This window comes from Paracidovorax wautersii (assembly GCF_031453675.1).
Lineage (GTDB): Bacteria > Pseudomonadota > Gammaproteobacteria > Burkholderiales > Burkholderiaceae_C > Paracidovorax.
The window spans coordinates 2,687,494-2,701,858 of the sequence record NZ_JAVIZX010000001.1 but is presented as its reverse complement, the minus strand read 5'-3'; the positions used below and the strand labels follow the sequence as shown (position 1 = coordinate 2,701,858).

Genomic DNA, 14,365 nt, shown 5'->3' with positions numbered 1-14,365 from the left:
TCCCCTTGCCGGTCTATCCAGCACGGCTGGGGATGTTACCCCCGCGCGGAAGCCGCTCAGACACGGCGGCCGCCTTTACTGCTGAGCGAGCATTTGCGCCGAGGTCGCCACGACGGGCGCCGGTGCTTTCAGCATGGCGGCATGGCGCGCTGCCGCCTGCTCGGCATGGCGCGAGACGACAAGGCCCATGGCGACCAGTTGGGCCACGATGACTACCGCGCCCGCCCACAGCAGCCAGGACCGGGGAACGGGCGAACGGGGTGCTGCGGCTTGCGGCTCTGCGACATCGACTCGCATAGGAGAACTCCTTCAAATGAGATGTCCTGATCCTATGGACGAGCGGCCTTGTAAAAGCAGCGCAAAAGGCGAGAGGCCTTGTCGGACGCGAGGCGGTACGTACTGTCCGCCCAGCGGCACCCCAACGTCAGGATTTCAAAGTGCCAGCCGCCCGTCCAGGAAGGGCTCAGAACTTGAAATAGGAGCGCAACTCGCTTGCCAGATCCTGCAACGCCTGGTCCTGCAAGGCCAGTGCCACGGTCAATTGCTGGAGGGCATAGTCCCGATCGCCAAGCATCATGGCCGCATTCACGCAATGGCCTGCAGCGGCCATGCGGAGCATGAAGACGTTCAACGTCTCCGCGGGCCAGTAGGTGCCGGCACACCGACCTGCGGGCACTCGGGAGGCCAGGACGTCAGCATCCAGAGCGAGCACAGGATGGGAGGCGGGAACGACAGCATTAGCGGCGTACATGGTGAGGCTTGGCAACAGACATTGCGAGATGAATCTGCTGCCATGCTAGAAACCGCCGCCTTCCATCGCGCCTCTCGACGGAGCCAACTTGCTGTAGGACAAAGCCTCGTGGCGGCTCGCAAGCCGTTTCGCCGCTACGTCGGAGGCAGGCGGGGGTTTTACGCTTTGGGCAGCGTCACGCCGCTCTGCCCCTGGTATTTCCCGCCACGGTCCTTGTAGCTGACATCGCAGACCTCGTCGCTTTCGAAGAACAGCACCTGCGCGCAGCCCTCTCCCGCATAGATGCGTGCAGGCAGCGGGGTGGTGTTGCTGAATTCGAGCGTGACGTAGCCTTCCCATTCCGGCTCGAAAGGCGTGACATTCACGATGATGCCGCAGCGCGCGTAGGTGCTCTTGCCCAGGCAAATGGTCAGCACGTTGCGGGGAATGCGGAAGTACTCCACCGTGCGCGCCAGTGCGAAGCTGTTGGGCGGAATGATGCAGCTGTCGCCCTCGAAGTCGACAAAACTCTTTTCATCGAAGTTCTTCGGGTCTACCACCGTGCTGTGGATGTTGGTGAAGACCTTGAATTCCGGCGCACAGCGGATGTCGTAGCCGTAGCTGCTCGTGCCATAGCTGATGATCTTGCGGCCATCGCTCTCGCGGATCTGGCCGGGTTCGAACGGCTCGATCATCCCGTGCTGCTCGGCCATGCGGCGGATCCACTTGTCACTCTTGATAGTCATTGCGTCACTCCTACGCGCCATTCTAGGCGGCGCCCTCCTGCGCGGCCCTTTACCTCGTCAACAAAGATAGCAGTCCGCACAAACGGATCGAGCGCTGCGGGCCATTTGGCTAGGCAATGACCGTACGCTCGATCACCCGGTCGTCGCCCAGCACGATCAGTGCAAACAAGAGCTCGTCCAGGCTGCCGGCCTGGGCAGTCTTGCGCGCCAGCAACGGGGTCGCCTGGGGATTGAGGACGACGAAGTCCGCCTCGCACCCCGGCTGGAGGTTGCCGATGACGCCCTCCAACCCCAGCGCACGCGCGGCGCCAGCCGTGTGTTGCCACCACAGCGCCTGCGGGCTGAGGCTCACACCGGGCTTGGTCTGCCCCTCGCGGCCCACGTAATACGCAGCCAACATGGTGTGGAAGGGGCTGAAGCTGGTGCCGCCCCCCACATCGCTCGCCAGACCGTACTGGAAGCCCACGCGGTCAGCGCCCTCGTAATCGAAGAACCCACTGCCCAGGAACAGATTGCTGGTCGGGCTGACGGCGGCCGCCGCGCCCGTGGACCGCATCAGCGCGCGATCCTCGTCGTCGAAGTGGATGCAGTGGGCGTAGATCGCGCGCTCACGCATCAGCCCGAAGTCGTCGTAGATGGAGAGATAGCTGCGCGCATCGGGGAACAGCTCGCGCGCCCAGCGGATTTCGTCCTTGTTCTCGGCCACGTGCGACTGGATCCAAACATCCGGATAGCGTGCCGCCAGCTCGCCGGCACCTCGCAGCTGGGCCGCACTGCAGCTGGGCGCGAACCGCGGCGTGATGGCGTAACCCAGGCGGCCATTGCCATGCCAACGGCCGATCAGGGTCTCGGTATCGCGCAGCGACTGCTCGGTTTCGTCGCGGACCCCATCGGGGGAGTTGCGATCCTGGAGCACCTTGCCAGCAACCAGCCGAAGCCGGCGCGCCGCAGCTTCGCCCATCAGGGCATCCACAGACGCGGGGTGGGACGTGGCAAACGCCAACGCCGTGGTTACCCCGTTGCGCAGCAGCTCGTCCAGGAACACCTGCGCCACCGAGGCCGCATAGTTGCCGTCGGCAAAGCGGGATTCATGCGGGAAGGTGTAGTTCTCCAGCCAGGGCAGAAGGCCCGCTGCTGGGGAGCCGATGACGTCGGTTTGGGGAAAGTGGACATGCAGGTCGACGAAACCGGGGGCGATGATGCGGCCGGGCCAGTGGGTGACTGGCGCGCCCTGATAGCGCGAATGCAGCTCACACCAAGGCCCAGCAGCAGCTACCCGACCGCACTTCCCCGCCACCGCGGCGACGGCCAACAAACCATCCTGATCAAAAACAGCGCGACCATCCCGGAGAAACCGCAAAAGTGCACAACGGTAAACCTGCATGTAACCCTCACAAACTAGATAGGCACGAGCTTACCGGCGAGCATGCACAGGATGCTCAACGGATGTAGCCAGCAGACCGACGGTGCCCTATGACGGCGCGAAAGACACTAACATTTCCGTAACATTTGCTGACCCGCTGCAACCCGACTCTATGTACTCAGCACGCCGTCACCACGGATTCACAGCCATCGAGTTGATGGTCGTAGTTTCGATCCTGGCAATTCTCATGGCTATCGCTGCCCCCAGTTTTAAGTTACTGATCGAACGCTGGCACGTGTTGCAGACCGTGGACGGCCTGAAGACCACGCTGTACTACGCGCGCTCAGAGGCGCTCAAACGGGGCGGCAATGTTTACATCGAAAAAATAGCCAAATCCAAGGCCCCTGGCTGCGTTTCTGCCGATACGAATCAAGACTGGGATTGTGGCTGGGTGGTATTTGTGGACGCTGACGGGGATGGCGTCTGGGACGCTGGCGAGGAGATACAGCGTTTCACCCCTTCGGGCAATGTCACAGTGACCAAAAAAACCGAGCGGCAAATCCATCGCCATCAATCGGTGGGGAGGGGCAAATGGCGCAAATCTATTGGGATTTACCGTCGCACCCGCGGACGGCATCTCTTCTCCAGCGACCAAAGGGGTGTGCATGGCTACTGGTGGGCGGGTAAGGGTCATCAACCAGGAGGACGTGCCATGCTCGTAAAGTCCGAACGCACAGCCAGCAGATCCAAACCGCAGCGCGGCATTGCGTTGCTGGAATCACTTATTGCCATCGTAGTCATGGCCCTTGGCATTCTCGGCATTGTCGGTGTGCAAATGCGCACTCTTACCGATACGCAAGCCGGGGTCAGGCGAGCACAGGCCATTCGACTGATCGAGGACTTGAGTGAACGAATTCAGAACAATCCTGATGCGCTTGGCAATTTAAGCACCTACACGACGAAGCCAACGTCGGTAACCACCGACTGCACGTCCACAGCATGCAACCCTGCCGACCTCGCAAAATTCGACATCAAGCAATGGCGTACAGCGGTGACAAGTGGGTTGCCTGACGGGGACGCCACGGTATTTGTTCCCAAAGGCGGTGGACGGCAGTTGGGCGTGTTGATCAGCTGGACCGAGAGCCGTTTCAGTTCTTCGGGCAACGCTCTCAGTACCGCGGAAAAGACTGCACTCAACGCGCCAATGGCCGTCTCCGGAACCGACGCCGCAGACCAAGCGATTCAATGTACCGATGGTCACCTGTGCCATCTTCAGTACATCCAGCCTACGCAGCGTTGCGCGCCTTGGGGCGTGGGCGGGGCCACTCTGTACTGTCCCAACTGAGCCATGGACTTTCTTATGCACTCCGTTCCCGACCGCCACCGACACCGACAACGAGGTGTGACGCTCCTTGAGCTGATGGTCGGAATTGCCATCGGGCTGATCGTCGTCGCCGTGGCCATGGTTGCGCTCATGACATCGCGCGGCATTACAGGAACCGTGTCGGACGCCACACTTCTGCAACAGCAAGCCTCGTATGCCTTCCGGATCATTGGGCAACAGATTCGCCAGGCCGGCAGCCTGGAATTGAGCCTGGCGCCAAGCATGGTCCCTGCCAGCGGCGTAGACGCAGCCATGAGTCCGGTCGCATTTGACCCCCCCGATCCCACGGGGGCGAGGGCTCAATTCGACCGTGCGAGCAGCACGGTCACCGTTACCTCAGCGTCAAGTCCCAACTTCACGGTCGGATTCCAAAACTACGCAGAAACCGTTGCACCGACTCCGCCGGCATCCCTTCCAACCAGCGGCATTCTGCTGCGCGACTGTCTTGGACAAAACCCGGTTGCCAGTGGCAGCACGGCTCCTACTTATGCGATATTGACGAGCAAGTTTGAGCGGAAGGCCAGCACTAATGAACTGGTTTGCACTGGCCAGGGCAGCACGGGAGCTCAAGCAATCATAGGCAATGTCACCGATTTTAAAACCCGTTATGTCCAGCAGGTGCCCAATACAACAACGCTGAAATACATTTCCGATGCCAGCACAATTACCCAGTGGAGTTCCATTTATGCCATTGAGGTCTGCCTCGAATTGACCGGCAGTGAAGAAACACCAACACCAGCAGCCACCTATATCAATTGCAGCGGGACAGAAATTTCTTACGGAAACCGGCTCAAAATGGTTTTCCGCAACGTGTACCAGATCAGGAGCCAGGGACAGGTATGACACCCGCAGCTCAATCTCGACTCAGACCCGTGAGCGGAAAATCGCCTGCTTATCGACAGCGCGGACTGGCACTATTCGTTGTCATTGTTTTCGTCATGCTGTCCATGCTCCTCGCTCTGTGGGCCGCGCGCAGTTCAATTTTTAATGAAATACTCGTCGGCAACGATGCTGACTATCAGCGAACATTCGAGGCCGCGCAAGCCATGCTGCAAGACGCGGAATTCGATATTAGAGGAGTAAAGCCCGACGGCACCATTTGCACGCCGGACGAAACCTCCGGCGGGGGCGACGTATGCCGAAGAACCACATCGGTCTATTTTGATATTGAAACCAAAGAACTCGACGGCGTCTTGAGCACTATCCAAACCAATAGCGCGACAGCAAAATGCTACAAAGGCATCTGCCACAAAAGAACAGGAGCCCAAGACTTCTGGAACGATTCGTCGATGTTGAGCGCGATGATTGCCACCAACATCGGGGCGCGCTACGGTCAATTCACCGGGGCCGATGCCAAATCTACAGCGAACCCCGTCCTTTCCGAGACCAGCGCGGGAAAAGGTGCTTGGTACTGGGTAGAAATGATGCCTTACATGGATCCGAACATAGCGCTGTTGGCAGGGCTGCCAGCAGGTTCGAACGTAGACAGGTTTGCTCCAGCCCGGAGAAAACTTTTCATTTATCGGATCACTGCGCTCGCGAGAGGCACGAAGCCCAATAGTGAAGTAGTACTTCAATCCGCACTTTCAATCAAAGTCGTTGAGTAAATCACTCCAGCGATAACTGATAACCGCCAGGCAAAATCCATGCGAAATAATATCAAACCGCATCCAACCTTGCTGTCCATCTTGATTGCTGCAATGTGGACTCCTGTCACGGCATGGACAGCGCAGCTCAATTTTGCGCAGTATCCTGCTGGCACAGCATACAAAGCGCCTATCCCCAATGTGATACTTTCCGTAGACACGTCGGGCAGCATGAACTTCTGCGATGTCAATGGAGAGGTGATAGGCAACTCCAACGGCACCCAGTCCAGCAATTGCTACACCAACTCCCTGGACCTCCGTCGCATTACTTTTGTCAAAAACGGATTGCGCTCGCTTTTAATCGACAGCAACAAATACGAAAATCAATTTCGTCTTGCATGGCAGTCGTTTGCTTGCAACAACATTCCATCCAGCGATGGCAACTGCAACAATGATAATGCAATTGGCAAATTCACCAGCACCCATCGGACTAATTTCGGAAACTGGGTTAACCGACTGACAGCGACAGGCAGCACCCCTTCGCCTGTATTGGCATGGAACGCGGGCAAATATCTTCAGACCACGGGTGACAATAGTCCATGGAATGCCACACCTGGCACCGCAGATTCCTCTCCTCTCGCGTGCCGGCGCTCATACCATATCTTCCTCACCGACGGCGGCTGGAATTACACCTTTAATAATGCGGCAGTGGCCGGCACGTCGTTCGAAACCGATATGAAAATCGGCACGATCACCAGCAAAAGCAGCAATACCCCAGATGCGCCCAGTAATACAAAGACCATAAGCAATTTCGACGGAAAATCCATAGCAGCATTGCCGACACCAGCCACCGGATCGCCTTATGGCATAAAAGCCTATTCTGCAGATAACGCGACTGCTGAAACAAAGATCTACAGAGACGCCTATGGAACAAGAGTTGTCAGCACCAGGGCTAGCTCGGGAGGGTGGAATCCCACCTATACATACGACTACTATGCCTACCCCAGCATGGCGGATATCGCCTTCTATTTCTGGGCTACAGACCTTCAACCCAACATTCCCAATGGATTAATACCCAAAGTCAGAAAGACGGGCACCGAGACATTCACCAGCGGCAACAACAGCGTCACCTTTAGCGAATACTGGAACCCGAAGAACGATACGGCGGAGTGGCAGCACCTAACGCAATATACGATCGGATATGGGACATCCGCAGGGAATCTCCCTCAGGTCAATTCAACATCCCCCCAGTGGAGCGGAGGGACCCTAAATATGTACGGCGCAGGATTCTCCAGCCTTGCAGTGGGAAACACCTTTTGGGATGACACGACGTCATCAACTGCAGACGGCAGCAGTGCTACGACAGGCTATGACGCAGTTCGCCCTCAGGAAATGTGGCACATGGCCATCAATAGCCGCGGTAAGTTCTATCCGGTGACGGGTGGTGACCTTACAGCGGTTTTTGCCGATATTTTTGACGACATCATCGTCGACACAACCGCGCCTGTTAGCGGCTTTACCTCAGCGTCAGGATCGGTGAGTCGTGTAGGGTCGCAATCCTTCCAAACCAGGTACTTTTGCGGCCGATGACCCCAACTCACTGGACAACCGCTGGTACGGCTATGTCACTGCAGACTCCATTTCCACGACGGGGGCAACGTCACCCTTGGCTGGGTGGGGATTGACGTCCGACCGGAAAAACGTAACGTCCGCCGACAAACTGGATGCAATCCTTCCCGCCGATTTGGGCAACCGACTGGTCCTTTCTTATGACCTTTCGAGCACCAGCGCCAACAAGGGCATTTCGTTTAAATGGGCAAATTTCAGTACTGCGACCAACACGGCCACTGCGCGGATGTGGCTGAACAAGGGGACCATTGGCACGAACGCCAGTTTCGGCGGTGATTCAAAGGGCGAAGACCGGCTCAACTTCGTTCGGGGTGACCGTACCAAAGAAGCAAGCCGTGGCGGCACTGCGACATTTCGCAATCGCAAAAGCCGGCAGGGTGACATCGTCAATTCGTCCATCTGGTACGTGGGCGCGCCCAGCAGTGGTTACGCCTCTACTAGCTACCGCTCTTTTGCAGCCACCAACCGCACGCGCTTGCCGATGGTATATGTGGGGGGGAACGACGGCATGCTCCACGGCTTCTCGGCTGAAGATGGCACTGAGAAGATCGCCTATGTTCCCCACGGCGTAATTCAAAATTTGGCCAAACTAACGGACCGTTCCAACCCTGAATACACCCACCAATACTACGTTGATGGCTCACCATTGTCGGGCGACGTCAACATCGGTACTGCAGATACCGCCGACTGGCGGACTTACTTGGCCGGCACATTGGGCGCGGGCGGCCGCGGATACTTTGTGCTGGATGTTACAAAGCCTGGCCCGGCCGCTGGCACCTCCACAGTGACCGGCAACTTCACGGAAGCCAATGCTGCCAGCTTGGTCGTTCTGGACAAAACGGCAGCCGCTGTCAATGATGCCGCCCCCCCCAGCAAGCCGGCCGATGCCAATGCGCACGCGGACATAGGCCATATCTTTGGTACCCCGGTGGTAGCCGAAAGCAATCAACAACGTGCTTTACATATCACCCAGACGAACGACAACCGCTGGGCACTGATTTTGGGGAACGGATACAACAGCGCAAATGAACGCCCGGTACTGCTTATCCAGTATCTGGACGGCAACAAAGAGCTTAAGACCATTCCAGCAGCCACTTCGGGAGCTGAGGCGTCGGGCAACGGCCTCTCGACTCCGCAGTTCCTTGACGTCAATGCCGACGGTAAGCCCGACTTCGTATACGCAGGTGACCTGCGAGGCAATCTGTGGAAGTTCGACATTTCCAGCGGCACTGCGTCCAACTGGGGCGTCGCGTTCAATGGTAGCCCACTGTTCACCGCGACTTACTCAGCGGCCACCGGAAGTTCAAGTCGACAGCCCATCACCGCCCCTCCTGTACTGCGTCCCAACAATCTGGCTGGCGGGCTGATGGTGGCTTTTGGCACGGGGCAAAGCCTCACGGAGACGGATCGCACCGACCGATCTACGCAATCCGTGTACTCCATCCTGGACAACACCCGGTACAGCATCGCTTCGACCGGCAACGACGTGGGCAAAGTGACGATAGCGACATCGCCAACCCCCGCAGCGGTCGGCGACCGATCATCGCTGACCTCACAATCGGTGAACGACACCAGCAAAACCGCAGGGACCGGCGATAGCGCCAGCCGGAGCTTCTGGAAGCTCACCACGCAAGAAGTTGTTTACAGCTGCGCTGCCGGGGCGACATCCTGCACGGCGAAAAAAGGGTGGTATCTGGATTTGCCGGAACCCGGAGAGCGCGTTTTCACGAGCCTGGATTTTTACGATGGCAGCAACATTCTCGAAATCATCAGCGAGGTGCCGGCGTCAGGCAGTGCTACCGCCAGTGGACAAGAAGTCTGCGCGCCCACACCTCAAGCGGCAAAGCCCTTTCGCACTCTGATCAACATCATGTCGGGCAAAGGCCCTACTCCGCCTGTCATGAACGTGGACGGCAACGGGTACTCATCCGCGAACGCCGGTTTCGCGCGCATGACCGCCTCCAGCAAGGAACTGCGTATTGCGACACGCGGCGAGCAGGTGCGCAAGGGCAACGACGGCAAGGTAGACAAGCTTGCCAGGCTGCCCGAATTGCTTTTGCGTCCCACTTGGCGTCAACTGAAATAAGCAGAAATCTTTCCTATGATTGAATGCATGACCTATCCAGCACCGAGAAGAAGCGGCGGGTTCACACTGATCGAACTCATGATCGTCGTGGCGGTGATTGGCATCCTGAGTGCAATCGCCCTCCCTAATTACCGCGAGTACATCAAGCGTGGTTACCGAGCGGAGGCAAGGGCGGGACTGTTGCAAGCTGCTCAGTGGCTTGAACGCGCCGCAACAGCCTCGGGCAAGTACCCTGCCGACACGGAGTTCGACAAAACGCCTTTGGTCAAGGTGCCCTCCAACACCTACACCATTTCGGTCAGCCGAACAGATACCACCTATACCCTGTCAGCGGCGCCGAAGAATGCGCAAACGGGCGACAAATGTGGCACCTTCACGTTGGGCCAGGATGGTCTGCGGGGCGCGAACGGAAAGAAGGCTTCTGAAACAGGCTACGACAGCAGTTGCTGGGCCAAATGATGGGCACTCACCCGAGCTAACATGGTGGGCTGATGGACCCACATCTCTGCATCTCACAAGCGCTCGAGTTGGCCGCTCAGGCGCTTTGTCTTTCCAACCCCAACCCCCGCGTCGGCTGCGTCATCACCACTGCCGATGGCGCGCTTCTGAGTGAAGGCTTCACCCAGCAAGCCGGGGGCCCGCACGCCGAAGTGGTGGCGTTGCGCAGCGCCGCCGCGGCGGGCCTGGATGTGCGGGGCGCTACGGCCTATGTCACGCTGGAGCCCTGCTCCCATCAGGGCCGCACGGGGCCTTGCTGCGATGCGCTCATCCAGGCGGGCATTCGCCGGGTGGTCGCGTCGATCGCCGATCCCAACCCGCTGGTGTCTGGGCAGGGCTTCGAGCGGCTTCGTGCCGCTGGTGTCGAGGTCGAAGTGGGCCCAGGCGCGGCGGCATCCCGGGAGCTGAACCTCGGTTTCTTCAGCCGCATGCAGCGGGGCCTGCCGTGGGTGCGCATGAAGGCGGCGACCTCGCTGGATGGCTTTACCGCCTTGCCCAATGGGGCGAGCCAGTGGATCACTTCTCCCGAGGCCCGGGCCGACGGACATGCCTGGCGCGCGCGCGCCTGCGCCGTGCTTACCGGCATCGGCACGGTTTTGGCGGACGACCCGCGTATGGATGTACGTGACGCCCCCGCGCCAAGGCAACCCCATCTGGCGATTGCCGACAGCCGTTTGCAGACTCCTGCACACGCGCGTCTTTTCGATGTACCGGACCGCAAGGTGTTCATCTACGCCGGCGCCCATGCCGACACGGCAGGAGCCGACGCGCTGCGTGCGCGGGGGGCCGAGATCGTCTTCGCTCCGGAGCGCGATGGTCACATCGACCTGCACTGGGTGGTGAAGGATCTTGCGCGCCAGCGCAGCGTGAACGAACTGCATGTGGAAGCCGGTGCCCGCCTCAACGGCGCGCTGCTCCAGGCCGGGCTGGTGGACGAGTTGCTGCTCTACCAGGCCCCGACGCTGCTGGGCGCCGGTCTCGGCCTGGCCCAATGGGGTCCGCTGGACGAGCTGTCACAGGCCATGCCCCTGGAGTTCCACGCCGTCGAACGCATCGGCCCCGACCTCCGCATCGTGGCCCGCGGCAAGGGCCGAGCCGACTTCTGAGAGGGTGCGCCCGGCTCGCTCTCCAGCGGGGCCGACGGTGGAAATGGTCTGCGGGCGAACCACCGATCCGGCGCAGTTGTCCGACGTGACAAACCGTGCACGGCGGGATATACCTGCCGTCGCCATGTCCATCGTCCCACCCCTTCGCCAGCGCCCTCTTCTATGACTGCTCCTTCTGTTGCGCCCGCGGGCGTGCGGCTTCCGTGGCCCTTTCGGGGGCTGGTGCTGGCGGCTGTGATCGGCGGACTGGCCGCCTGCGGTAGCCTGCCGCAGCATGTCGACCGCCCGGTGTCCACGGCGCTCCCCGCCACCACGCAGACCACGCTGGGCCAGATCGCGCAGCAACGCACCCCTGCAGGCACCCGCGGCACGGATTCGGGCTTCCTGTTGCTGAGCGGGCCGCAGGATGCCTACGGCAGCCGCCTTGCCCTGACCCAGCAGGCCGAGAAAACGCTGGATCTGCAGTACTACGCCATTCATGCCGACGCCAGCAGCGAGCGGCTGCTGCGCGGCGTGGTGGCCGCGGCGCGCCGAGGCGTTCGGGTGCGCATCCTGCTGGACGACTTCCACAGCACGGGGCGCAATGCGCTGGTGATGCGCATGGCTTTCGAGCCGAACATCGAGATGCGCATGTTCAACCCCGTGTCCGGCCCGCGCGGCTCCAGCGTGGGACGCCTGTGGGGCTCCCTGACGGACTTTGCGCGGGTGCAGCAGCGCATGCATAACAAGCTGTTCCTGGCCGACAACGTGATGGGCGTGACCGGCGGCCGCAACCTGGGCGACGCCTACTTCGGCATCTCCGACGCGGCCAACTTCGTCGACATGGATGTGCTGGCCGTCGGACCGATCGTGCAGGAGATGTCGCGCAGCTTCGACACCTACTGGAACAACCCGCGCGCCTACCCCGTGCCCTCGCTGATCAGCCAAGAGGAACTGGCGCGCATCCGGGCCCAGGTGCTGCGCGACGATGGCAGCACGGCGGCCGCGCAGGATGGAGGCGGTGCAGCAGCCCCACCAGCACCCAACAACCCGGCGCAGCTGGAGCCCCCCGCCTCGGCTGGCGCGTCCGCCACCACATCCGGCGGGCCCACCCCGCCGGATGGCGAGCCCCGGCCCGGCCCTGGAGGCAGCACGGCCGAGCAGCGCGCGCGCGTCTGGAACAAGCAGGCCATGGACCTGCGCGCCGTGCCCTTCGTCTGGGCCCCGGCCGTGATGCTGGCGGACCAGCCCACCAAGATTCCGCTGGACGACAGCGCCGAAGCCGCGGCTGTGACCGCGGCCGCGGGCGCTGAAGGTTCCAGCCCGAACGCAGACACTCCCGTTCAGCGCGCCGCTGTGCAGAAGACGGCGCACGCAGCCACCAGGGCGCCGACCCCGTCGTCCAACGCGCAAGCCAGCGAGGCCGGCGGGCCTGCAGCCGACGAAACCGGCACCTCGGGCGCGCCTCCTCGGGCCATTCCCACCACCTCGTCCGGCGACACGGTGGTGGACGGTTTGCTCAAGTTGATGGGCCGCACCCGGCAGGAACTGCTCATCATTTCTCCTTATTTCGTACCGGGCGCCGACATGAAGGCCGCCTTCGCCGAGGCCCGTGCGCGCGGCGTGCGCGTGCGCATCCTCACCAACTCGCTGGCCTCGAACGACGCACCCATCGCGCACGTGGGCTATGCCCGGCACCGCGAGGAGCTCCTAGACATGGGCATTGAGCTGTACGAGATGCGCAGCGAACAGGCGGGCGTGGGCTCGGCGTTCGGCAGCTCGGGCGCCAGCGCAGCGGGCGAATCGCGCTCCATGCTGCACTCCAAGGTGATGGTGGTCGATGGGCGGCTGCTGGTGATCGGCTCGATGAACCTCGACCTGCGCTCGCAGTTGCAGAACACCGAGATCGCGCTGCTGATCCGCAGCCGCGAACTCTCGCGCGAGGCATCGGAGCAGATCGAGGATGCGATGCGCACGGGCGCCTGGCGCGTGGAGCGGCAGGACGGAGGGGGGCTGGTGTGGCGTGCGCCGGAAGGCAGCGGCCTGCAGGATGCGCGCACCGACCCCGACAGCAGCCTGGGCCTGCGGCTGCTGCTCAAGCTGCTGGGGCCGCTGGCGCCGGACCATTTGCTTTGATGAGCCCATCGCCGCGCGGGACACACAGGCTTCGTCCGGCGCAGCGAAGCGCTCCCGCTCAGCCGGCGACACGGCCGGCCTCGACTATTCGGGTTGCTGCGCCGCCAGCCAGTCGGTGATGGCTCGCTGGTCCGTCATGGTGCGCACCTCCTGGTAGGCCGCCTCCGCCTCAGAGAACCGGCGGCGCAGCAGGTTGAGCCACTGCTTGAGCCGGCCGGCCCGCTGACGCGGCTCCAGATCGGCGCACACCAGCTGCCAGAAGCGCTCCAAATGCGGCAGCAGGGCCGGCCATTCCAGCATGGCGCCCCCGGCAGGTTTACCGGCATCTGCGGCGCGGATCGCCAGCGCCAGTCCCGGATCGGCCACGATGCCGCGGCCCAGCATGAGGGCATCGCAGCCGGAGGCCACGCGGCAGCGCTGTGCGTCCTCCACCGTCCAGATCTCGCCGTTGGCCACCACCGGCACGTTCACCGCGGCGCGGATGGCCGGTATCTGCTCCCAATAGGCTGGCGGCCGGTAGCCATCGGCCTTGGTGCGGGCATGCACGACCAGCTCGCACGCACCGCCGTCCACCATGGCCTGCGCGCATTGCACCGCCAGGCGTGTGTCGTCGTAGCCCAGGCGCATCTTGGCCGACACCGGCAGGTGCGCCGGCACGGCCCGCCGCACCGCGGCCACGATGCCCGCGATGCGCTCGGGCTCGCGCAGCAGCGCCGCGCCCCCGCCGTGGCGGTTCACCACCTTGGCCGGGCAGCCGAAGTTCAGGTCGATGCCCTCCGGGCCCAACGCAGCCAGCCGCGCGGCGTTCTCGGCCAGGCTCGACGGGTCGGAGCCGAGCAGCTGCGCCCGCACCGGTACGCCGGCCAGCGTGCGCCCGCCGTGGTTCAGCTCGGGGAGGTAGCGCAGGAACACCTTGTCGGGCAGCAGGCTGTCGGTGACGCGGATGAACTCCGAGACGCAGCGGTCCACGCCGCCGACGCTGGTGAGCACGTCACGCAGCACGAAGTCGAGCAACCCCTCCATGGGCGCCAGCAGCAGGGTGGTCATGGCCGCACCGCTCCCAGCCATGCCAGCGGCGCACGGCAGTCCTTCATTGGCAGGTCACACAGATTCATCATCAAT

The 14,365-nt window shown here is 61.8% G+C and carries 13 protein-coding genes; 8 read left to right on the top strand and 5 right to left on the bottom strand.

Annotated features, from left to right (window positions below; all coding sequences use genetic code 11):
* Positions 1-75: 75 nt before the first annotated feature.
* The 4 genes from QE399_RS12205 to guaD form a co-directional block, all read right to left on the bottom strand.
* Entirely contained in the window at positions 76-297 is a 222-nt protein-coding gene (locus QE399_RS12205) for a hypothetical protein (RefSeq protein ID WP_309829071.1), read from the bottom strand.
* A 166-nt stretch (positions 298-463) separates the two neighbouring features.
* Positions 464-751 (bottom strand): hypothetical protein, encoded by a 288-nt coding sequence (locus QE399_RS12200; protein ID WP_309829070.1) that lies wholly within the window; start codon positions 749-751, stop codon positions 464-466.
* Between the two features lie 158 nt (positions 752-909).
* Positions 910-1,476, bottom strand: coding sequence for a dCTP deaminase (gene dcd, locus QE399_RS12195; RefSeq protein WP_309829069.1), 567 nt, complete (start codon positions 1,474-1,476; stop codon positions 910-912).
* Positions 1,477-1,585: 109 nt separating this feature from the next.
* Positions 1,586-2,860: a guanine deaminase gene (gene guaD / locus QE399_RS12190; RefSeq protein ID WP_309829068.1), complete on the bottom strand. Its 1,275-nt coding sequence runs from the start codon at positions 2,858-2,860 to the stop codon at positions 1,586-1,588.
* Between the two features lie 82 nt (positions 2,861-2,942).
* Here guaD and pilV point away from each other — a divergent pair, with 82 nt between their 5' ends.
* The 8 genes from pilV to QE399_RS12150 all read left to right on the top strand — a co-directional run bounded on the left by pilV (position 2,943) and on the right by QE399_RS12150 (position 13,243).
* A complete protein-coding gene (gene pilV, locus QE399_RS12185; RefSeq protein ID WP_309829067.1) occupies positions 2,943-4,184 on the top strand; it encodes a type IV pilus modification protein PilV in 1,242 nt (413 codons plus the stop codon).
* Between the two features lie 3 nt (positions 4,185-4,187).
* Complete coding sequence (locus QE399_RS12180; protein ID WP_309829066.1) at positions 4,188-5,066, top strand: PilW family protein; 879 nt, start codon at positions 4,188-4,190, stop codon at positions 5,064-5,066.
* A complete protein-coding gene (locus QE399_RS12175) occupies positions 5,063-5,830 on the top strand; it encodes a pilus assembly PilX family protein (RefSeq protein WP_405043596.1) in 768 nt (255 codons plus the stop codon). The genes QE399_RS12180 and QE399_RS12175 overlap by 4 nt, the downstream gene beginning before the upstream one ends.
* Positions 5,831-5,869: 39 nt before the next feature.
* On the top strand, positions 5,870-7,399 hold the full coding sequence (locus QE399_RS12170; protein ID WP_309829064.1) for a pilus assembly protein: 1,530 nt from the start codon (positions 5,870-5,872) through the stop codon (positions 7,397-7,399).
* Positions 7,400-7,490: 91 nt separating this feature from the next.
* Positions 7,491-9,524 carry a pilus assembly protein gene (locus QE399_RS12165; protein WP_309829063.1) on the top strand — a complete coding sequence of 678 codons (2,034 nt, stop codon included), beginning with the start codon at positions 7,491-7,493 and terminating at the stop codon, positions 9,522-9,524.
* 27 nt (positions 9,525-9,551) lie between these two features.
* A complete protein-coding gene (locus QE399_RS12160; protein ID WP_309829062.1) occupies positions 9,552-9,983 on the top strand; it encodes a type IV pilin protein in 432 nt (143 codons plus the stop codon).
* 32 nt (positions 9,984-10,015) lie between these two features.
* Positions 10,016-11,128, top strand: coding sequence for a bifunctional diaminohydroxyphosphoribosylaminopyrimidine deaminase/5-amino-6-(5-phosphoribosylamino)uracil reductase RibD (ribD, locus tag QE399_RS12155; protein ID WP_309829061.1), 1,113 nt, complete (start codon positions 10,016-10,018; stop codon positions 11,126-11,128).
* A gap of 162 nt (positions 11,129-11,290) precedes the next feature.
* Positions 11,291-13,243 (top strand): phospholipase D family protein, encoded by a 1,953-nt coding sequence (locus QE399_RS12150; RefSeq protein ID WP_309829060.1) that lies wholly within the window; start codon positions 11,291-11,293, stop codon positions 13,241-13,243.
* An 84-nt stretch (positions 13,244-13,327) separates the two neighbouring features.
* Here QE399_RS12150 and QE399_RS12145 read toward each other — a convergent pair whose 3' ends face one another.
* Positions 13,328-14,290 carry a tRNA dihydrouridine synthase gene (locus tag QE399_RS12145; protein ID WP_309829059.1) on the bottom strand — a complete coding sequence of 321 codons (963 nt, stop codon included), beginning with the start codon at positions 14,288-14,290 and terminating at the stop codon, positions 13,328-13,330.
* Positions 14,291-14,365: the final 75 nt, after the last annotated feature.

Excerpts from the sequence above, each read along its gene's own strand:
- QE399_RS12205 (WP_309829071.1), bottom strand. The coding sequence starts at position 297 with ATGCGAGTCGATGTCGCAGAGCCGCAAGCCGCAGCACCCCGTTCGCCC.
- QE399_RS12200 (WP_309829070.1), bottom strand. The coding sequence starts at position 751 with ATGTACGCCGCTAATGCTGTCGTTCCCGCCTCCCATCCTGTGCTCGCT.
- dcd (WP_309829069.1), bottom strand. The coding sequence starts at position 1,476 with ATGACTATCAAGAGTGACAAGTGGATCCGCCGCATGGCCGAGCAGCAC.
- QE399_RS12175 (WP_405043596.1), top strand. The coding sequence starts at position 5,063 with ATGACACCCGCAGCTCAATCTCGACTCAGACCCGTGAGCGGAAAATCG.
- QE399_RS12170 (WP_309829064.1), top strand. The coding sequence starts at position 5,870 with ATGCGAAATAATATCAAACCGCATCCAACCTTGCTGTCCATCTTGATT.
- guaD (WP_309829068.1), bottom strand. The coding sequence starts at position 2,860 with ATGCAGGTTTACCGTTGTGCACTTTTGCGGTTTCTCCGGGATGGTCGC.
- QE399_RS12145 (WP_309829059.1), bottom strand. The coding sequence starts at position 14,290 with ATGACCACCCTGCTGCTGGCGCCCATGGAGGGGTTGCTCGACTTCGTG.
- QE399_RS12150 (WP_309829060.1), top strand. The coding sequence starts at position 11,291 with ATGACTGCTCCTTCTGTTGCGCCCGCGGGCGTGCGGCTTCCGTGGCCC.
- ribD (WP_309829061.1), top strand. The coding sequence starts at position 10,016 with ATGGACCCACATCTCTGCATCTCACAAGCGCTCGAGTTGGCCGCTCAG.
- QE399_RS12160 (WP_309829062.1), top strand. The coding sequence starts at position 9,552 with ATGACCTATCCAGCACCGAGAAGAAGCGGCGGGTTCACACTGATCGAA.
- QE399_RS12180 (WP_309829066.1), top strand. The coding sequence starts at position 4,188 with ATGGACTTTCTTATGCACTCCGTTCCCGACCGCCACCGACACCGACAA.